Genomic DNA, 20,958 nt, shown 5'->3' on the forward strand with positions numbered 1-20,958 from the left:
GAGGGATCCGCTCACGAATTCAGCGAAAACATCGCTGCAGCTACTCTTCTTCGACCGAAAGGGTTGCCGTTAAAACCTACCAAAGCAGGACTCAAACGCTCTGTCTGCGTGATAACTATGAAATAGTTAAAGAATTACGGGGTCTGCAAGGCATTATACGTCTGTTAGCCATAGCAGGAACACCAATATCCAGCTATTACAAATAGAGAGCCACATAGTCCCAGCACAACGCCAGGAAAGATCCGGATCATGATATCAAAAAACGTATGATGCATAATTTCCATGCCATAGAGTTTCAACAAAAGTTGGTGACCCACATTACCTACCTTACCGACGGCACGAACTTTCATTACCTATCTGTTATTCAAAAATGAGATCGTCGTTTTGCAGTTATGAAAACACAATGATGTGTAGCTCGTACTGGATTCGACAAGCACTGGACAAGTAAAAGATACATTTATTAGATCTTTTTGGAATTAGCGGCAACCAATCTCGCTAAGCGATCTGCTTAGATAACGCATACGTCTAATCCTTTTTTCTCATCAAGACAGAGAAACTTATCTCAAGCAGTGTACTAGAGGGCAGAGATATGCCAAGCTATGGAAGAGTACATTTATTTTTATAACTACCAGAGGTTTCAATCCAAACTGAGCCTGTGTGCACCGATTGAGCACCGCTGAGCGCTGGTAGCCTAGCTTTTTTCATCTGTCTATTTAACAGGGGTATGACTAGAGACTGGCTTATTCTCTCGCTCATGTATAAGATCATTTAAACTTACAGTAACCCATTCGATAATTTGGATGGAGGACTCTATCCGTTCCCTGACCTCCCCCACGAAGAGGCTTTTAATTAAGTCCTTTCGATCATCAGTTAATCCCTCCAGATCCTTCAGATGGAACAGGACTGAACCATTGGGAGGCATCGGCTTGTTGCTGGCTGCCCAGACCCCTTCGAGGATTTTCCATGAAGTAGTTCCCACAACAAAAGCAGCTTTTAAATCGTCCCCTGCCATCTGAGCAGCTTTAACTTTAATCTGAGTGCTCTCCAGCCAATGTTTTATGGATTTCATTTCTGTGACAGGGGTTCGATACCCGGAGAAAAGCTGTTTGGATTGTTCAATGAGTTGTTGGAGTTGCCCTTCGTGATCAAGGAGGATAGCTGAGTCCAAGAAATTGTACATCCCCATAGGTCCATCTTCACATTTACGGGTCGCCATTTCGAAATCTGAATATTTAAATTCAACGCAAATGCCTTGTCTGAAGTCTGCCCGAAAGGGTCTGCTTAACCCCTCCTTCAACAATATGTACATATCCAAATCAGAGGTCTCGTAGGACTCACCTCTTGCTACTGAACCTTGGAGCAGTAAGCCAATCGCTTCGTGATCCCGAATGACTTCTTCGTATATCTCCATAACTAAATTGCGATGAATTTTACTTTTGATCATGCGAATAGAATCCATTAAGCACCTCCACAATTCATTATAATTTAAATCTTTACCTTTACACTGTAGAAATAAGATGTTAATATCATTTCTATATTTATAGAATAGTAGAAATGATGATCAGAAAGGAGATCATGATGGTTCAAGTTGACAATGAAATACTGCAAGCTGTTAAAGTATTCAAGGCCCTAGGTGAACCTACACGATTAAAAATCGCATTGATGCTGGTGAGGGAAAGCAATCAATGTGTGACTGCTATTGGTGAAGGTCTTGAAACCGTGGCAGCTTCAACGTTATCACATCATCTCAAGCAATTGACTGATTCAGGCTTAATCCAGTCACGAAAGAGCGGTCCGTTTATTCACTACAGTGTTAATCACGAAATTGCAGAGAAATTTGCGCCATATATATTGGTGTAAATTTTTTTCAGATACAATTCTATTATTCTAGAAATATAGAATACTAAAAAGGAGCGAACAACAATGCAAACAGACTCAAAAGGCATAGAACTTGGAATAACCACATTTCTTCATACCAGACCTGAAGCTGGAGGCGTTTTACCAGCCGAACGTCTACGGCAAGCCATTGAAGAGATTCAATTGGCTGATCAGGTTGGCCTTGATGTCTATGGCATCGGTGAACATCATCGCAACGACTATACAAGCTCATCGCCAGCAGTTATCTTGGGTGCTGCCGCTTCCACCACTAAGCATATTCGGTTATCTAGTGCCGTAACGGTGCTGTCTTCTGCCGATCCAGTTCGTGTCTATCAGGACTTCGCCACACTGGATAACCTAAGCAATGGGCGGGCTGAGATTATGGCCGGACGTGGTTCGTTCGTCGAATCCTTTCCTCTCTTCGGATATAACCTGAACAATTATGAAGAATTATACGAAGAGAAGCTGGAGCTTTTACTTAAAATCCGATCCACAGAGAAAATAACCTGGACAGGCAATCTCCGTGCACCACTTAACAATAGGGGCGTATATCCACGTGCGCAGCAGCCCCTGCTTCCTGTGTGGATTGCTACTGGCGGTAGTCCAGAGTCGGCCATCCGTGCCGGTCAGCTAGGTCTTCCAGTCATTTTCTCCATTATTGGCGGTATGCCGGAGCGTTTCGCTCCATTAGTGCAGTTATATCGTCAAGCTGCTGAGCAAGCAGGGCACAATCTTAATGATTTGCAAATCGCATGTCATTCGCATGGGTATATTGCAAATTCGTTTGAAACTGCTAAAGAAAAATATTTCCCCATCATGGCCGATCAAATGAATCAAATTGGCAAAGAACGCGGCTGGCCAACTTATTCTCAAAGCACGTATGAGGATGCGTTAAGCCCTCGCGGTGCTCTCTATGTTGGAGACCCAGAATACGTGGCCGAAAAAATCGTGCGTGCAGTACAACAACTGGGCTTGACCCGTTTTCTTATGTACGTCGACTTTAGCACTCTGCCTCACAGTGATTTGTTAAAAACGATTGAACTTTTCGGCACGAAAGTAGCACCCATTGTACGCAAGGAATTAGCTAAATAATAAGACAATAAAATATATAAGACGCAAAAGAAAAATTCATCTCTTTTTCAACCCATTATTTCTATGTTTCTAGAAGTATAAAATCGAAAGGAGCATAATGATGCTTAACTCATGGAAAATCTATATATTAGCTATTGTAAGTTTTTTAGTGGGGACTTCAGAATTTGTGATTTCCGGGATATTGGATCGGGTCTCTAGCGATGTAGGCGTAACACTGTCTACTGCTGGTCAACTCATTACGGTTTACTCGATTGCTTACGCGATTGGTACGCCTATTCTCATTGCGATCACCTCAAAAATAGACCGTAGAAACCTCATGTTGGCTGCTTTGGTCCTATTCTTTATAGGAAATCTGATCACAATCTTAACCACCGGCTATACGATGCTGGTTGTAGCACGAGTAGTCTTAGCATTAGGCACCGGTGTCTTTATGGTGGTTGCACTAACGGTATCTGCTCAAATGGTCCAGCCAGGTAAACAAGGCAGCGCCATTGCTACTGTTCTGTTAGGCTTTAACCTGTCACTTATTTTGGGCGTTCCTCTAGGAAGAGTCATTGCCAGTGCTTACGACTGGAAAATGATTTTCCTCGGAATTGGTGCACTCAGCTTGATCGCGATGCTGATCATTTCATTCACAATTCCAAGGTCCAAAGGAGAAGCAGCTGTACCGCTTAGAGAACAACTCGCCTTGTTGAAAAATCCGCGGCTTTCATTAACCTTATCGGTCAGTTTCTTCTGGATCATGGGATACACTATCATTTACACGTTCATCACACCATTTCTGCTCAGCATTACTGGAATGAGCGATAACCTGGTGAGTATCGGGCTGTTTGCTTTCGGTATAGCAAGTCTGCTTGGCTCCCAGGTTGGAGGATATGGCGCAGATAAATGGGGGATTCCACGTACTTTGATTGGAAGCCTGCTGTTCCACGCTGGTATTCTGCTCCTTATGACTGCATTCGCTCATATTACGGCTGCTGTCTTTCCTTTGCTGATGTTATGGTCATTTTTCGCCTGGTCTACCTTCCCCGCTCAACAAGTGTATCTGATTGGCATGGCGCCCAAAGCATCGGGAATTCTTCTTAGCTTGAACACCTCCATCGTACAACTGGGAATGGCTGTGGGAGCTGTCATTGGTGGTCTGGTTGTGGAAAAACTCTCACTGCAAGCGGTCGGCGTGGTTGGCGCAATTGGTGTCGCCATTGCAATCCTCCCGGCAATTATATCGTTTACTATGCGAAAACAGTCTGCGAATTAATTTTTTAGCTTCGCGTTGTAAACCCCTCGTAACCTTTAAATCGCAACAAGAAGATATCGCCCTTTTGGTGAAATGGAGCTTCCCCTATCCATTTCAAAAAGGGCGATTTTTTTTATATTCAATATAATGTGGAACAACTCCCCTCCCCCTCGTAATGTTTCTTAATCGATTCTCATTCCAGAAGTTCACATTTAGTTCATACAGGATTTATAGGATACATGTACAGACAGGTACCCATTAACATCAATCAACAAAACGAAAGGGGATTAATTTTACGATGGCCATAATTGAAGTGGATAACCTAACGAAAGATTTCGGATACGGACGCGGCATTTACTCGGTTTCATTCCAAGTTCAAAAGGGAGAAGTTTTCGGATTTCTTGGACCCAATGGTGCTGGTAAAACTACGACGATTCGTCATTTGATGGGATTCACCAACCCCCAGCAAGGATATGCAGCTATTAATGGAATGCGATGTAATGAACAGACGAGTGAAATTCTGCAGAATGTAGGTTATCTTCCCGGTGAAATCGCCTTACCGGAAGGTTTGACGGGATGGGAATTTATCAAAATGATGCAGGGCCTCAAGAACAGCAAAAATGAAGAGAGACTTGAATATTTATTAGACAAATTCCAGCTGGACCCTAGCGGGAAAACAAAACGGATGAGTCTTGGCAACAAGCGGAAGCTGGCAGTAGTTACCGCGTTTATGGCAGACCCCGATATTTTATTACTGGATGAACCGACCAGCGGACTTGATCCCGTGATGCAAGAAACCTTTATTGATTTTATGAAAGAAGAAAAGAAACGGGGAAAAACCATTCTTTTATCCAGCCACATGTTTGGTGAGATTGATGCCATTTGCGATAGAATCTCCATCATTAAGGAAGGGAAAATTGTCTCCACAGTGAACGCTGATGAGATCCGCCACAATAACAATAAAGTATATCAGGTCACTTTTAGTACCCGTGATAGCTTAGCTGCATTTACGAAAGAAACCCATCTTACGATCGCTTTAACGGAACAAGATAAGCATATGGCTGAGATCGTAATGAATGATACGGAGATTAATCAGTTGGTAAGAGCTCTGACCAGTTATCAAGTGATGAGTTTCAAAGAGAAGAAATTCTCGCTGGAAGACTATTTCATGCACTTCTATGTAAAAGGAGCCTAATGAAGGAGGAAAAACAATGAAGAAAATCATTAAGATCAACGGTTTGACCAAAAATTATGGAGACGGCAGGGGTATATTCGATATTAATCTCACTGTGAACAAGGGCGAGGTATTCGGCCTTGTTGGCATCAACGGAAGCGGAAAAACCACCTTGATCCGGCACCTCATGGGATTTTTAAAACCTCAGAAAGGCCACACCTCCATTATGGATCGAGAGAGCTGGCGATACGCCTCCGAATTAAAGAAGCATGTCGGCTATATTCCAGGGGAGATCGCATTTCCTGAGGTTAACAGAGGAACCGACTTCTTTAAACTACAGGCTGAATACTTAGGAATTCGTGATATGTCACGGGCGATTGACTTAATTCAAAGATTTAATCTTGATGCGGACGCAAAATTAAAACGAATGAGCAAAGGAATGAAGCAAAAGTCTGCTATCGTCAGTGCCTTCATGGCAGATTTAGATATTTTATTACTGGATGAAGGCAGTACTGGACTGGATCCCTTGATGCAAAATGAGTTTACTAACCTCGTAAAAGAAGAAAAACAAAAAGGTAAAACTATCTTCATGAGCAGTCATATTTTTAGTGAATTAGAAAGCACTTGTGACCGTGTGGCTTTTCTCAAAAACGGCCATATTATTGATGTCGTTGATATGAACACGATCCGCGGAAACGAGTCAGTCAAAGAATTCAAGATTGAATTCACGAAACAAGCAGACTTCAACGACTTTTTGTCACGCCCTTTCTATGTTATAAGGAAACAACCGGAGTTTAATCAAGCGACCATCCTTATCCCGGACAAGGATATCAATGAACTATTTGGTGTTATCCAGAATATGGACGTCAGATTTATTACCCAAAAACCACGCACATTGGAAGCTTATTTCAAAGAAAAATATACCGATGCGGAGGCCGTATAAATGATTTCAAAAACACTGATGAAACAAACCATTAAAGCAAATATTTCACTTTGGCTGATCATAACAGCTATCCTGGCTTTATGTTTAGTCGTCGTATCCACTACAGGACAGACTGTAGTAGTAGGAGGGCAGATTTTCTATAGTCTGATGCCAGGAATGCTCATTTCTATTTATGTTATCATTACAGGCAACAAACTATTGGCCGCACAAGTAGATAAAGGATCGATGGCGTATATATTGTCAACACCGGTAAACCGTTCGAAAGTAGCGCTGACACAGGCTGTATATTTTATCGGTTCACTGCTTATTATGTTTTTAATCACTACAGCAGCACATATTATCCCTACATCCGTCAAGAATAGCGGCATCAGCTCCAGTGATGTGGAATACATTATTAAATTTAATTTGGGATTGTTTGTTCTTTCGCTGGCATTTAGCGGTATCTGTTTCCTGGCATCTAGTATTTTTAATCTCTCCAAAAATGCTATTGCCATTGGCGGCGGTTTGGTTGGTGCTTTTCTGTTATTGTCCATTGTGAGCATGTTCGGAGAGAACTTTCACTTTTTGAAGAATCTTACCATCGTTACCTTGTACAACGTTAACTCCATCGTTACAGGTTCTTCCGATTATATTTGGCAGTTTGCACTTCTGGGTGGAATCGGATTGGTCACTTATTTTAGCGGAATTAGAATCTTCTCAAAAAGAGACTTGCCGCTATAAGTTTTACGAACCAGTCATCGGTGTTAAGGCCGGTGGCTGGTCATAATTTTGCTCAAAGCTGCTAGCTCAAAGTGCCAGATAAGCATAAAAAAGAAGAGTCATATTCCTAACTCTTCTTGCAATCTATATAGGGAGTTCTACTGTAACGATTGTACCTTTATCAAGTTGGCTTTCAATCCACATTTCGCCTCTGGCCTGTTCAACTATTTTTTTCGCAATAGATAAGCCTAGTCCATTCCCGCCCTTTTTACGTGAACTATCTCCTTTATAAAACCGATCAAAAATTAGTGACTTCTCTTCAACCGAAATTCCAATTCCATGATCGATAATCTTCACTTGTATCTTCCCGCCCTCTTTAAAAAGAAGAATAGTAATGGTTCCGCCCTGATGAGAAAATTTGATCGCATTCTGTATAAGATTCAGCCAAACCTGACGCAATAACTCCTCATCACCAGTAAATTGTATTTCTGCTAGCTCAACTTCCAACTCGATGGCTTTCGGTCCCCAACCGGATTCTAGAATTAGAATAACCTGTCTAATCTGTTCGGCCAGAGAAAATGCTGTTTCCTTATGAATAATTTGAGTATCAAGCTCAGAAAGGCGTAATAAGTTAGAGGACAAATCAATAAGACGGTCACTTTCGTCCATAATAATACTGACATATTCTTTAATGGATTGGCTTGCCCCCGTATCCTCAGCGATCAGCCTGGCATACCCTTTTATCGAGGTTACCGGTGTTCTAAATTCATGTGAGACATTCGAAACAAACTCGTGACAAAGAGTGTCTATACTACGCAATTCTTTGACCATTCTATTAAAATCATTCGTGAGCCGGCCAATCTCATCCATGCTGTCTTCACTAACCGAAACGTCAAAATCACCTTTAGCTACCGCCCTCGATGCTTTAGAAAGTCTCTTTAACGGCTTCACAATACTTCTGACAACCGCCAAAATGACAATGGTTCCGTAAAAAGCACTGTTCAGAAAAACAAGACCCGTTACGCGTCTAATTTCATCAAATTCAATATTATTTCCAACTGGCATAATACGCATGATAATGACGAAGGTCACAATATTGAGAGACCACCATATGCCCAGAAAAGTAACAGCAAATTTCACATAAACCGATCTAAAGCGGAAGAAGTGTTTGAATTTCATTTTTAGCTTCATAAATGCTTCTCCGCTTTGTATCCCAAGCCTTTGACAGTTACGATGCTGAACTCAGGCAAATCATTAAACTTCTCACGCAGCCTTCTGATATGAACATCAACTGTTCTCTCATCCGAGTCAGTATCGTAACCCCAAATATCATTCATAAGATCCTGGCGGGTAAAAATCTTTTTGGGATAACTAAGCAGCTTAAATAGTAAGTAAAATTCCTTTTGTGGAAGAAGGCTTTCTCCCGTCTTGGTTTTTACCATTAAAGTATTGTAATCCAGAATAACATCGCCAATAACTATTTTTCTCTCCGTATTAATTCTTGCCCGCCGCAGAAGCGCACTTACCCGTAGCAGCATCTCGTCAAATTCAATGGGCTTAACCATATAATCATCCGTACCGGCCAGAAACCCTTTTTTCTTATCTTCGATACGTTCCTTTGCCGTGATCATGAGGATGGGAAAATCATAATTCGCTGAGCGCAAATCCTGCGTCAACGTGTAGCCGTCCATATTGGGCATCATAACGTCAACGATCATCAGATCAATATGTTCTTTTTCGAGTGCTGTCATTGCCTCTACACCATCGGTAGCAGCAATTGTGCGGTAACCTTCCCGCTCTAAATAAGTGATAATCAAATTTCTGATGTTATCATTGTCATCAACAACCAGGATGTCGAACATGTTGGCAGCACCTTTCTATCTATGATCGAGACCATTAATCTCAATGATAATTATCGTGTATTAACTATTTATGAACTTAATTAAACCACAAGGTACGATTTATCACAGTTGGATTAAAATTAAAAAAGCCGAGTGACATCAGGAGGAAATACCTGAAATCTGCTCGGCTTGCCGTAATACTTTATAAACTTTTGTGCAGAGTTTTTGTTATCGGCATCAATGCTTATTTTTCAAGAAATCCCGTAGAAGGATTCGTGATGAAGAAACCCTCCTGTGGAACATAAAAGTATTGAATCCAAACACCATCCAAAAGCGGTTCGCGTGTATCCAACAATACATTAATATCCTTATCTGTTGCGATAATTTCATCATGTTCAGTTGGTGTATCAAGTGCTACATCATAGTGGCCGTGATCGCCATGATTCTGAGTAATAATTACCCGAATCATCTTTCCTTCAGCTTCTTGACTGTTTAGCATATCTTTTAAAACTTTAGCTGCATTACGGTTAATTTTACACTTCATCCTCAATCGACCTCTATTCGTCTTAATTTACAGTAAGAAGTTCATTATAACATAACTTAAGGTGCTATATATAATTTAGTGTGGCAGTTTAATGGATTGCCTCTGTGCCATTACCTTGAGGCCTGCCGAATACAAAAAGGGATCCGACGTGCTGTGAACGCTTATAAAGTTTGATACTCACTCCCCCACTTCCTTACTCCCACAAGCCCTGCTTAAAAATAGAGATGGAGCATGGTGAGCAACAAAGGATAGCGGTCAGCGAAATAGAAAAATTGTGAAAGCCGCAAATTAATTTTTTTCTATGGTTCTAAACCAACTAGAACAATTAAACTGGAAATTTCATGAAGCTAGCGGCAGGATAGTTTGTTCGCTTTGGAGAATACTGCACTACGAATGCTTTTACGAAGTTCGTAAATCAGATATTATGAGGGGATTATGGACATGACTGAAATTGAAAAACTTCTCTCGACTATTAAAGAAAATGAACAACTTGCAGAACAGATTGGCGCAATACTATGTTTAGATTTTTATGACAAGTTGCAAACACCTTACATGCTTAACTATCGGTATATATTTAGCATCCCTGGCAGGGCATTCTGTAAAGATGGAGGGGGCGGAGAGTATCTATTGTTAGAAGATGGTAGTATTGCTTATTCTGGTCAAGCGGATGAATGTGGTCGTGTAGCTGAAAATGTTCAAGAGTTTTTGGAATTGATATTAAATTGTGCTTACAGTTGGTATAACTATACTCTGTTGTATAAGCATAATCCAGAATTTCTTAACGAAGATATCGTGAAATATGAGCTTGAAGGACGTGAGCAGTTTTTGGATGCTTTCGGGGATGTTTTTTCTAATTATGATGAGATACAAAAAAAAGTGGCAGAAGCCCTGCACCTTAAAATTTCGCAGGACATTAGAAAAGATATTCTGCCTTTATTTTTTAAAGCTGCAACGAAAGAACCTAAGTTTTACTGGGAAGAGCAAGATTTAAGAACCAAATCAACGAACTTAATAAGTTAATATTCCAGCGGCTTTTTACCTAACGTACAGGATAATGGAATTGGAAATCTAATACATAGAAATGTAGGCTATTTTAAACAAGAATCACTATAACATAACTTCGATGAGCATTTTCAAACATTTAGAAATAACTTCAATGAAACAGCGACAGTCTAGGACATTATTTCCCCGTCCTTTGCTGTCGCTGTTTCAATTTCTAGGGTCAATCTAAAACTTTATTTTCTTTTAATAGCAGGTACGTGAAAGCTACCCATCTCACGAATCTGCTGTCAATTACTTAAAGCCCAACTTCATCCTGATGGGATTTACCACTATTCAAAATGGTATTTTTTAATGAGTTAACACACTACCACAGATAAGATTTCATCTGATGAACTAATAAAAGCTTAGATACAACAAGTGATCGCGGGCAAATCCATAGCGCTGACGTTATTATGTCGATATGCATCACAACTCACAAAACATCCTAATACAGAAAGTATCATCTATAGCCAAAATATCATATTTTCACGTTTAGAATAATAAAAAAGCCGGTAGCAGCAAGATTATTGCTACTACCGGCTCTTAATGCAGTCTCAAACATATCATGAGAAATGTCTCAGTTATTGATCAAACTCATCTCAGTTATACTCGTGACTCACAACATATGTGAGTTGTATTTCATCTTGTCACTAAAAAGGACTGTTTTCAGTGATTCTGTAACGTAATTTTGGCATGATTTGTAACGACCTTCGTCGTAAGTCGTTATTTGCTGTAACAATGATTGACACAGTATAGTAGGCTAGAAGCTCCTGACCATTAACCATCTTTAAAATTCGGGGCTTACTTTTAACGAAGCATTGTTTGAACAATGCTTGTTCTATTTTCGCAAAAAAAATGTATATTACCCCTTTTTCATTTGAATATTTCCAAAAAAAAGATATTTTTTTTTGGAGGCTTTTTTATAGTTTGTCTGATGCCTGTTTCATTGCATTATTCAATTGTTCAATCTCTTTGTTACTCATTTTCATCGCCGCCTCGAGTTTAGTTACCATGTATTAACCGATTCAGCGACTGGAAAGGCTTGTTATTTTGTTAATTGGGATCTAAATAGCTAAAAAGAACAATACGACGTTTATTTTGAGTATTGCTGAAATTTCAAACGAATATTTGATCGATACATCAAAGCCCCTAACGATCTTCCATTAGTTCGATCCAACCATGCTTATTTGAAAAAATCGAACATGATATATGCCATTTCTCATTAGGATCTCCTCCTAGAATCAATAAAATGGGTTCTGGGCAGTTATAGTTATTACCGTTTGATATTTTTCTCATCTGTTTACGATCAACCAAACTTGGATTTGGAGATGCCTTCGGATGGAAATGCCATTCCCCTAAATAAAACAGACCCTTTTCCCAAAAATCAGAAAGTAGAGATTCTAAATTATGGGTTCCTCTGTAAAACTCATGTGTTCGATGTTTAGAGTCCTGAGGTGGACCAGAAATATACATTATTCTTGCAGAAAGAGCATTTTTAGAGTATTCGCCGACTAAAATCCCCCCGGTTTCCAATGGCATTTTAGCACGGCAAAAATTCAGCATTTGATTAATTAATTCGTTCTCTAATAAAACAGTGTAGGCAAAATCATTGTGATAATATATTTTATCAGTCATGCCATTCCTCCTTATGCACTAGTTTGACACCACTAAACAAGCCTTCTTCGAAAATTTGCTCATAGATTAGCAAAGTGGGATTATTAGCTGGATTAAGAATATATTTCTCAATACCTTTTATGACAACAGCAGACATTAACCATACGTCATCTATCCTGGCAGGAAAAACAGGATGCCAACATCCAATACCATCTCTGGGCAGGTCATCTTCTCTATAACCATCTCTTTCTTTCTCAATCCAAGGGCTAAGCATCTTGAAAAAGGTATCTGGAGAAAATTGATTTGTCTTATGCGTATAGAAAAACAACCTTTTGGCAGCATAACCTAAGGAGACAGAAATGAATACTTTTGGATATGTTAAGGGTAGCATCTGCAATTTATATATGACGTCATCTTCCCCGCTACAATCTAGAATGACTCTATAGTTGGTGTAATCTAACTGTTCAGAAGGGAAATGTGAGGCATATCCCCTCACTTTACTATGGGGAACAGAAGTATTCAGTTTTTTTGATAGCGCCAACGCTTTATTTTTATTTAGGGAATTCATATCAAGAGTATGCCTCACGAGGTTCCCTGCCTCAAGTAAATCATAATCAACGATATGCAATTTTTGTAGGTCTGCTCTAACTAATTGCTCAGCAATCATCGATCCTAATGAACCAGCTCCAATTTGTAAAACAGCTGATTGTGTTATTCCAGAATCCATTCGCCCTCTATTCAATATTTCATTTCTGTTCCAGTTTTCTGAAAAGGTCCAGCTAACTTTCTCATGTTTACGGAAAATAACCGTTCGATCTCTTTGCCAATAACCTAATTCATCTTTTCGGAAGCCTTTAGCGAATAACTTTCCATGTGAGAGTATAGGTAATTTTATTCCTTGCCAATTCATTACCATAGCATTTTCTCCAACATATTCGGGAATGGGAAAACCCAAGGTAATATAATGGTGTTTTCCGTCGCGCAACAGGTGCGCAGCATCTTTGATAATGTCTATTAAGTTTATACCTTGTATCAGCAAAGTTTTTTGAAGCTCTTCCCACGTATGTGGAACTTGCCAAGGCGCGATAACAGGGGCCTCATATAGCTTTATCCAGATACCGATTGTAGTTTGGTCATCCAAGTCAGAAATCAACGTTCCCCATTTGGGTTGATAATAACTTTTATTTTGTACCAAGTATTCTTTTGAAAGCCAAATGTTTGATTCGCCATTCATTTTCGAAAATTTTACAATCCCGTATGTTTTTTTTAACTCTAGCCAGTTCCATAGAGTTGTTGGACTTTCTGAAAATACAATTGTCTCATTAGATTCCTTCGGAAATGAAGGCAATTCATATGGATCTCCTATAGAGGTTAACTCTTGGGCTGAGGCAAACTTAATCCAATCGATAGCTCTGGTAAAGTGCCATAATAAACGATCTACGTTTTGAGGTTCAGTGTTAATTGCATTCCTTCCAAGCACGCTAACAGATGTATCAAGACAGAGTTTACCTTTCCTCCACGGTCTATCGTCATTGTAATATCCATTGTGATTTTGATGAGGAAAGGTAGCCTCAATCCCACCATTAATGGCTGGATAAAAACTTATTTCACCAAGCGGATATTCAGGTGAAATGAGAATATACCACATAGTCGTCTTAGTAATATGTTCATTTTTAATTACGTCCAAATGGATAGAGCAAAAAAGGACCCATTTTGAAGTTCGTGGGTCCCAACTCAAATCTTCACACAGTTCTACTTCCTGAAAACCTTCAAGCGCTCTTCTACCTTGCAATAATAAAGCATTTGGTTCTTCTTGATTAAGCAAACCTTCCACCACCAGGAGTAGTCTTTTCAGTTCGAGAAGAGAAGCCATTACTACTGCTATTTGTACTTGTATCTGCGGGGGGAGAAGGGAATTTACTCCCAAAGAGTTCGATCCACTTATTTGCACTTTCCTTCACAGTTACAGCATCAAGTGCTTGTCTTGCTATAGTGGCCGCATTCTGTACCTTTTTATAAAAGGCGTCATACTCTTCATCTGTGATTCTTGCAAAAACATCATGCTCTGGGACACCATGATCGGCTAAGAAAGGTTTCGTAGGGTGATTCGATACTATGGCTTCCAATGCGAAGGTTACCCCTTCAGCAACAGAAGTGATATGATCGGGGCATGTTTGTCCAATTAGATGTTCCAAAGGATAGCTTTTAGGATGATTTCCAGGATCATTTACACGTTTCCACCATTTTAATGATTTTACCACATTTATATAATGACCGTTACATGAGGCATTCTTATTCCAGGTCCAACGAATTTGTTCGAGTGGGTGGGTTTCCTTCCATTCTTCAACGCTTCGGTCTGGAATGTGCAGTGGTGAGGTTTTCCATTCTGATTCATTATTTGCAAACGCTAAGAATTCCCGCACTTCACTGTTGTATTGGTAAGCAGAACATGATTTTACGATTGCTTCTAATTCCTCAATCGTGGAGTTTGTTTCAACACTTTCAGTCTCCAGAATCCCTTCTTCAGCCTCTGAAGGTGCCGAAGTGATTACAACATCGAGATCGACATAGCTCATTTCAATACCGATTGATCGTCCTTGATAACGATATTTGCCTTTGTAGTATTTTTCCATAAAGGGTTCAAAAACTTTCATCGCTTCATCCGGTGTGTAGTCATCTTTGACTAATTTAGTAACCACAATCACATCTACGTCAGAACGTTGATCGCTCTTAGGTTTCACTGCTGTCGATCTTCTATAACTCCCTTGCAGGAACGTACTTACAATAATTTTTGAAAGAGTATCGTCTCCTTCTAATCGTTCCCGTAACGTTTTGTGACCTTTAATAAGATCATCTACTTGATTTTTTGTCAGACGAATGTTACTCAGAAAATCATTGAAATAGGTTGTTAGCTTCATTTTAGCACACTCCTTTAGTAAGGAAAGGTTATAGTCGGCACATATCCACCTGGTGTTTGCTTAGTGAAATCAAATTCATACATCGTACAAGGACCAAATGATTTCGATAATTGACCAACGAAAAAAATTAATCCATTAGGTCCTGAATAAAAGATATGCAGATGAGCCATACGTTCTTTGATCGAACGACTCCTAATCTTTGTACTAATACGATTGGCAAGATAAAAGGCGTGATTTGCATCGACTATTGATGCTGAACCTAAAGCTCGTCCGTTAACAAAACAGGTAAGGATGCGACCCACTGGTAGAGCGCTCTGCTCGATGTAGTAGGCCACATCGTCAGTGACATCATGTGTGGCTGAAATTGCAATAGCCACATCATCTCCATGATTCATTACATTCTCCACATACTGCCAATCATTATATTCCCTAATGAGCGCCGTATCCGTTGGACGCCATACTTGTTTACCTGCAGAGAATGTTTTTTGAACGGGTGCAATATCAATTCCACACTTCACATCTAATTCATGACCTGCAGCGAATGCTATTGTAGCATGAGTATCAAGATCTAAATCATAGACCTGTCCTGTAGAAATATTTCCTGTGATAAAATCAGTTAATGATGGAACAATATCACGTTGCCATAAATAATCTTCTTTTAAAAATCTGTCATTAAAATATGTATTCAAGCAAATCATCGCACTTGTTTCATTTTCCATATTTTCAGCCCAGCGCGAAAAACTGCGAATACCTAACTTGATGTTTTGCGTGTTAACAGAATGAGGTTTATCGGTATAGAGCCCTTCAGAGCGACACCATTCAAGTAATTCTTCACGCGTAAAAGTGAATCTTCCTTTCTTTAATAAACCTTGTATTAGATCAACATATTGATGACAACTGGAGGCTTCGTCAATAGGCGTCAAACCCACTGAAATCAGATTGAGGTTAAGTTGGTCACTTAGTTTTTTTAGATTCCCTGAATTAGGATAAATTCTAAGTGACTCAAGAATGCTGCATAACTCATCATCGGTTTCTAATTTCAAATGTTCTCGCCACATTTTTCTAATGCTACCCATACGACTAGTGGCTGTTTTTCCCACCATTAGCTTATCTAGACGCAATTCACCACCAATATTACTAACCAATTCTGCCAAGGGGTCTTGCATATCAAGGCTCCAAGGAGTGACTAAGTAACAGCGACATTCTCTTCCTGCCGCTCGTTCCAACTCCACAAGAGATTTTAGGCGTTCTAAAAAAGAAACGGATGTTGCATTAATAAATTCCGGGTCGATAAGGCTGCTACTTTTAATAGCCCCATTTTGACTCATGTGAAATTTAATCTGATAAAAATCAGAATGGACAAGCCTACCTCTTTCATCTGAAATAGGGGATTGATATTCAACAACGACATCATCAAATGATTTGGCTACATCATATTCATAAGAAATTCTTTGTATTTTCGTGCTGGGATGGAATATGCCGCAGGCCTTGCTCCAGAAATACAATGCCTGATAATCGTCACCTAACATTCGCGCAATCACGGATTTGCTCATAGACACCCTCATCTTTTTTAGGTATACCATATCGCTATTTATAACGTTATGGGCTTTTCAAGCCTAGATTTTAATGATCAAAATGTAATAACTGCTGTGTTACTTTATGTTAATATGTTTAAAATAAAAATAGAACATGAACCTTAATGACGGAATTAAGTTCCATATAAAAACCAGGATTTATCATGATTTTCCATAAGCGAAATATACTCCAATAAACACTTCTTTTCTTGATCATAAAATTCATAAATGTTAATGAAGTTGAAAATGGTACAAAATTGTACTAGAAAAATCGTCTGCTATCACTTATAATCCATATATGTTAGTTTGTCGGGATGTTTTCTCAAAAGCCTTCGCAACAAGTTCGTGATACTTTGCACTACAATTGAAGAGACTGTGACCCTCGTAAGATCACAGTCTAACAAGGTGTAAATGTGTCTTTGCTCTGTTTAGTTGGCCAATCAAATACTGATTTTACGTTAAAAGCACTTTAGCTGCCAGGCCCTAGTGCTTTTTTCGTTTTTCTCGAAGATCAAGGGTTTTCCTGTACATTTTGTTTACGAGCTTACCAACCACTATCGCAAAATTGAAGATATCAATAACCGCGCTCAAAATATAAATTAGATTTAACAAAGCGTTTCCTCCCTCCCATAACAGAGCAAGAAAACACAGCATGTACACCTCGTTAGTTAAAAATACCCCAATATATTGTGTTTGTAAACCACTTTTTACAAACCTGCGCAGGGCTTGAGTTTAGCCGCCATATCCACAATCAATCCACATTTACTCCACAGTTTATCCACAGCTTATACGGCTATTGCCCGAATTCTTTTTGGTTTTAACGACACGCTTTAGACACAAATTTAAGTGAAAGCGATATGGAAAATTTTAATTCATTGTGGAAAAAGCGCGAAGTGAGAATTCTATAATTCGGGGACTAATCGATTCTGCTTTTAAACACTTATTATTTAATATTTTCAATGGCATGTTGGTGTTCTGCATGACTGAAATGTTTATATTTTGCCACCAAGAATATACGGTGTGACTAATAAAAAATAATCGCTTACTCGATTTGATTTGAGAACAGCATTTTGATGATACGTGGACAATTAGTTTGATGCCAACCCTACACGTTGATTAAATCTTTGAGAGTTGGCAGGCTACTTTTGCTTGATGTAAGAAGAGACATATTCAAGTTTTAGCGAATATAGCTATTTATAGCAGCATTCAGTTCGGCAATAACTTGTTCTTCCTTACCATGATGAACGGCATCAAACACAATTCTCCAAATGATCCTTTAATAAAAGCTTTGCTGCTCCATCGAGAGCTTTTTGTACGGCGGCAATTTGAAGCAGAATGTCTGGACATTGACGCCCATAGATGGTCATTTCTTTGACTGACCGGATATACCCCTCAACCTTAGCTAAACGATTAATAATATCCTTCCGGTATTTATGCTCATGATTATGCTCTTCCGACATGTTTTACTTGACCTCCTATGATATTTTTTTTATGTATAAACTTATGGCGCAACATGGTGCATAACTCATATGTACCGCTGTATGATCTGGGTGTCCAATCCTTCACAGGGAGCAATATATCGGAATTAAATCACTAAAGGTACTGTACTTTTAAGCCAGATAGCTTGATTGTAATTTATTGTTTGTTTTATACGCGTTGAACACTTCTGATGTTTGAAAACGAGTCGGCATAGATCAGGCACAACACCTTAAAAACAGTATAGAATAGTAATGCCGGCAATCAATACTGAGAGCTAAGTACATTTGAGCCACCCATATAAATAAAGACCAATTCTTTTAAGGATGGTTGCTATCACAAGTGATAAGAACAGAAGTTTGAATCAAACAGCATACTGATTGATTAATAAATGGAAGCATACACCTAATAAAAATAAAGAAAACTTCACGCAGTTCAACATACTCATTCCATCTCTGCAGTTTAAGATTAAGTACCTATAAAAAAAGAAAAAAGAAGCCCTTGTAAAGAGCTTCCCCTATCAAAGCGTTTTTTCCTCTCTCCGTGAGGCGCTATTTATATCTCTACACCACACATTGTATTCGTGATAAGATCCACCAGTCAGAATCAAAGAAAACTCTGAAACATCAGTGCGAGTTTGTTGGTGATTTCACCTTGAATCTCTTCACGAATATCCATATCCGTCTGTGTTAGGTGTGTCTCGGGAAAGCTTTCGAACAACCCTTTATATGAGCTGATAGCCTGGTTCACAAGGGAGTCAAATGTACTTCTTTCAGTAAAACTGAGTTTACTGTACTCATCATAGACTTCCTGAAATTTCTCTTCTTCTTCCCAGTCCAGCCCCCAATACGTAGCCGATACGATGTTATATACTGATATTACATCAAACATGTTAATCACTCTCCTCATCTTGGTTCTCAAATCGGTCTTGGTATGATACATCGACGATCATCGGTTTTTCCGAATGAATTGACACGAAGATAAGGAGCTCCTCATAACTTTTTATTGATTCCATTAAAACGTCGTTGCTTTGTAATTTCATCTTGCTTTGTTCTCTAGGTGGTAGTATTTCACCAAATAACCGAAGTTGAGTTTCCTCAATTATTGACGTCATGTCCTCAAAGATCTTAATATACTGAGGAGTTTTCTTCTTCAAGAAAGAAGGATCTCCATTTAGACGATCTAATTGTTCGTGTAATTCCACATATTCATTATTTTTTTCCAGTTCTATTTTTAATAAAGCTTGCTTTTTTAGCTCATCTCTAGCTGCTGGCCGCTGCTTGAGATCCATCCTACTTGCCTCAAACGCCTCATTCTTACGTTCAAGGTCCATGTAGAGGTAGACATGTCTAAATCTTTCCTGCAAAATCCGTAATTGTTTAGAGAAATCGCTTAATAGTACTACTCGATCTTCATAGAGCAAAACATCATCCCAGTCGGATAATAATTGCTGAATATCTTTATTGATGCCCTCCATGGCACTTTTCGTCGCATGCAATTCAACCGCTAACTTATATTGGGTAGCTTTCATTATCGCTTCACGTTGGTCCTGAATATCTCCTTCATCAATCTCTAGATGTTCTAACAACGTAGTGAAAGCGTCTAAATAGAATGTAAGTGTTTCTATCGGTACTTCAAGTGGGAGTCCTTTTCGAATTTTTTTTAAATCATCACTTGTATACTGATAAAGGATATCAAACAGCAAGTTTTTATCTGTTTCAGCGAACTGATAGGGTTGGTTTGCTGCAGCATTCTCCTTGAAATACTTAACGTCAACTCCTAATACATCCATTATTTCATTCAGTTTTTGTCTGTTAGATTCATAGTTACTTTCATAACTAGCTGTTGCTACAGAATTGTTTTTTGTTTCTTTACCTTTACGGTACTTTGGATAGTCCACTAGTATGGACTGCAGGGTAACCTTACTCATCACTCAATCTCCTCTCAGAAAGTACGGACTGTCCGTTCAATCTATTATGCGTCTAGGGTAGGCTTTTCACAAGAAATTCAGTCCTAGGAACTTAGATGCCTAATCTATAGGACGCTAATTCTTGCAATAATCAGATTACAATAAAGTTATACACTGATGGAAACTGATAGAGACAGCCTGGGCAAGGTGGCCATTTTTGTTCCACTCATATTTTATAAAATAAAATTTCTACATAAATCGGTAATACTTTCTAATGTAGAATTTCAGTTGTTCGTTCTGAATCTCTGCCAAATATATTTTTAAAAAGGCTTTTAACGGATCTACCCGACTAAGTAACGGATGCAACTGTTCCATTCAGTCTCTATAAAAAGCAACAAAGAAGTAGAACTGGAATAGTCAATCAGGCTATTGGCGCCCATAGTTACTCTGAATTAGAAGATGGATAAAGGATGAAATACTTAAAATACTGAGGGGCTAAAGTGCTCATAGCTATATCGCTATAAACGAGCAGGTGGCTTTCAAGAGGCGGTTTTACTTACGCTTACTGCTGCTAAAGAAAGAGGCCCTTGCTTAACAAGAGCCCCATTCGTGCAGTTTGCAATTCGAGAATCAGATTGACTAAATCAGATAGAGCTAAAGTTATCGAACAAATCATCTAAAATACAGGTATACAAACATCTATCTGATATTTTCTAGTATGCTGTGACATCTACTTAAACCACGATACACATATAAATCCCTCTGGATTTTATGGACAATCATGGGTCTTAAAATAGTTACTCAAGCAATTCGTTATACGTCTGTGTTCATCTTCTTGCGTACCCGTAAGCACAATAGCTCCTATAAATCCTACATCCTTTATTTTTATAAAAAAACCACCCCCCGCATCCGTAAAGTCAGCCTGGTCAAGACCCCATTTTATAGACATTGAAAAAAGACCCTAGGCTATAAGCTGCTTCCGGTACTCTACCGGAGGCAGCTTATTTAGTTTACGTTG

Annotated in this window: 19 protein-coding genes; 8 read left to right on the forward strand and 11 right to left on the reverse strand. The window is 39.2% G+C overall.

The genetic code is table 11. The annotated features are described in order from the left end of the window. Positions 1-587: 587 nt before the first annotated feature. Positions 588-680, forward strand: coding sequence for an IS3 family transposase (locus tag ACFVRY_RS20255; protein WP_387502131.1), 93 nt, complete (start codon positions 588-590; stop codon positions 678-680). Between the two features lie 29 nt (positions 681-709). On the opposite strand, the gene ACFVRY_RS20260 is transcribed toward ACFVRY_RS20255, so the two are convergent. After that, a complete protein-coding gene (locus ACFVRY_RS20260; protein ID WP_387502094.1) occupies positions 710-1,459 on the reverse strand; it encodes a DNA polymerase subunit beta in 750 nt (249 codons plus the stop codon). A gap of 119 nt (positions 1,460-1,578) precedes the next feature. On the opposite strand from ACFVRY_RS20260, the gene ACFVRY_RS20265 reads away from it, so the two are divergent. From ACFVRY_RS20265 to ACFVRY_RS20290, 6 genes are all read left to right on the forward strand, one after another. Next, complete coding sequence (locus ACFVRY_RS20265) at positions 1,579-1,860, forward strand: ArsR/SmtB family transcription factor (RefSeq protein ID WP_387502132.1); 282 nt, start codon at positions 1,579-1,581, stop codon at positions 1,858-1,860. Positions 1,861-1,923: 63 nt separating this feature from the next. Then, complete coding sequence (locus ACFVRY_RS20270; protein ID WP_387502095.1) at positions 1,924-2,970, forward strand: LLM class flavin-dependent oxidoreductase; 1,047 nt, start codon at positions 1,924-1,926, stop codon at positions 2,968-2,970. Between the two features lie 100 nt (positions 2,971-3,070). Next, the gene (locus ACFVRY_RS20275; RefSeq protein WP_387502097.1) at positions 3,071-4,228 is read left to right on the forward strand and encodes an MFS transporter; all 1,158 of its coding nucleotides are present in this window, start codon (positions 3,071-3,073) and stop codon (positions 4,226-4,228) included. A gap of 277 nt (positions 4,229-4,505) precedes the next feature. After that, a complete protein-coding gene (locus tag ACFVRY_RS20280; RefSeq protein ID WP_387502098.1) occupies positions 4,506-5,402 on the forward strand; it encodes an ABC transporter ATP-binding protein in 897 nt (298 codons plus the stop codon). Between the two features lie 16 nt (positions 5,403-5,418). Then, positions 5,419-6,324, forward strand: coding sequence for an ABC transporter ATP-binding protein (locus ACFVRY_RS20285; RefSeq protein ID WP_387502100.1), 906 nt, complete (start codon positions 5,419-5,421; stop codon positions 6,322-6,324). Beyond that, positions 6,325-7,044, forward strand: a complete 720-nt coding sequence (locus ACFVRY_RS20290; RefSeq protein ID WP_387502102.1) for an ABC transporter permease subunit — start codon at positions 6,325-6,327, stop codon at positions 7,042-7,044. A gap of 123 nt (positions 7,045-7,167) precedes the next feature. On the opposite strand, the gene ACFVRY_RS20295 is transcribed toward ACFVRY_RS20290, so the two are convergent. The 3 genes from ACFVRY_RS20295 to ACFVRY_RS20305 form a co-directional block, all read right to left on the reverse strand. Continuing rightward, a complete protein-coding gene (locus tag ACFVRY_RS20295; protein ID WP_387502103.1) occupies positions 7,168-8,214 on the reverse strand; it encodes a HAMP domain-containing sensor histidine kinase in 1,047 nt (348 codons plus the stop codon). Further along, positions 8,211-8,885: a response regulator transcription factor gene (locus ACFVRY_RS20300; RefSeq protein ID WP_387502105.1), complete on the reverse strand. Its 675-nt coding sequence runs from the start codon at positions 8,883-8,885 to the stop codon at positions 8,211-8,213. The genes ACFVRY_RS20295 and ACFVRY_RS20300 overlap by 4 nt, the downstream gene beginning before the upstream one ends. A gap of 223 nt (positions 8,886-9,108) precedes the next feature. Continuing rightward, positions 9,109-9,408 carry an iron-sulfur cluster assembly accessory protein gene (locus tag ACFVRY_RS20305; RefSeq protein ID WP_387502106.1) on the reverse strand — a complete coding sequence of 100 codons (300 nt, stop codon included), beginning with the start codon at positions 9,406-9,408 and terminating at the stop codon, positions 9,109-9,111. 441 nt (positions 9,409-9,849) lie between these two features. Here ACFVRY_RS20305 and ACFVRY_RS20310 point away from each other — a divergent pair, with 441 nt between their 5' ends. Beyond that, positions 9,850-10,428 (forward strand): hypothetical protein, encoded by a 579-nt coding sequence (locus ACFVRY_RS20310; protein WP_387502107.1) that lies wholly within the window; start codon positions 9,850-9,852, stop codon positions 10,426-10,428. Between the two features lie 1,170 nt (positions 10,429-11,598). Here the strand turns inward: ACFVRY_RS20310 and ACFVRY_RS20315 are convergent. From ACFVRY_RS20315 to ACFVRY_RS20345, 7 genes are all read right to left on the reverse strand, one after another. Beyond that, positions 11,599-12,084, reverse strand: a complete 486-nt coding sequence (locus ACFVRY_RS20315; RefSeq protein WP_387502108.1) for a Mov34/MPN/PAD-1 family protein — start codon at positions 12,082-12,084, stop codon at positions 11,599-11,601. Continuing rightward, positions 12,077-13,888, reverse strand: a complete 1,812-nt coding sequence (locus tag ACFVRY_RS20320; protein ID WP_387502110.1) for a ThiF family adenylyltransferase — start codon at positions 13,886-13,888, stop codon at positions 12,077-12,079. The genes ACFVRY_RS20315 and ACFVRY_RS20320 overlap by 8 nt, the downstream gene beginning before the upstream one ends. Continuing rightward, the gene (locus tag ACFVRY_RS20325) at positions 13,881-14,981 is read right to left on the reverse strand and encodes an SMODS domain-containing nucleotidyltransferase (RefSeq protein WP_387502111.1); all 1,101 of its coding nucleotides are present in this window, start codon (positions 14,979-14,981) and stop codon (positions 13,881-13,883) included. The genes ACFVRY_RS20320 and ACFVRY_RS20325 overlap by 8 nt, the downstream gene beginning before the upstream one ends. Before the next feature lie 14 nt (positions 14,982-14,995). Further along, entirely contained in the window at positions 14,996-16,534 is a 1,539-nt protein-coding gene (locus ACFVRY_RS20330; protein ID WP_387502112.1) for an SAVED domain-containing protein, read from the reverse strand. 1,271 nt (positions 16,535-17,805) lie between these two features. Beyond that, positions 17,806-18,015, reverse strand: a complete 210-nt coding sequence (locus ACFVRY_RS20335; RefSeq protein WP_387502113.1) for a metal-sensing transcriptional repressor — start codon at positions 18,013-18,015, stop codon at positions 17,806-17,808. Between the two features lie 622 nt (positions 18,016-18,637). Beyond that, entirely contained in the window at positions 18,638-18,922 is a 285-nt protein-coding gene (locus ACFVRY_RS20340) for a hypothetical protein (protein ID WP_387502114.1), read from the reverse strand. Position 18,923: 1 nt separating this feature from the next. Further along, positions 18,924-19,961, reverse strand: a complete 1,038-nt coding sequence (locus ACFVRY_RS20345) for a hypothetical protein (RefSeq protein WP_387502115.1) — start codon at positions 19,959-19,961, stop codon at positions 18,924-18,926. Positions 19,962-20,958 lie beyond the last annotated feature (997 nt).

The sequence above is a fragment of the Paenibacillus sp. NPDC057934 genome (assembly GCF_042887565.1).
Classification (GTDB): Bacteria; Bacillota; Bacilli; order Paenibacillales; family Paenibacillaceae; genus Paenibacillus_AQ.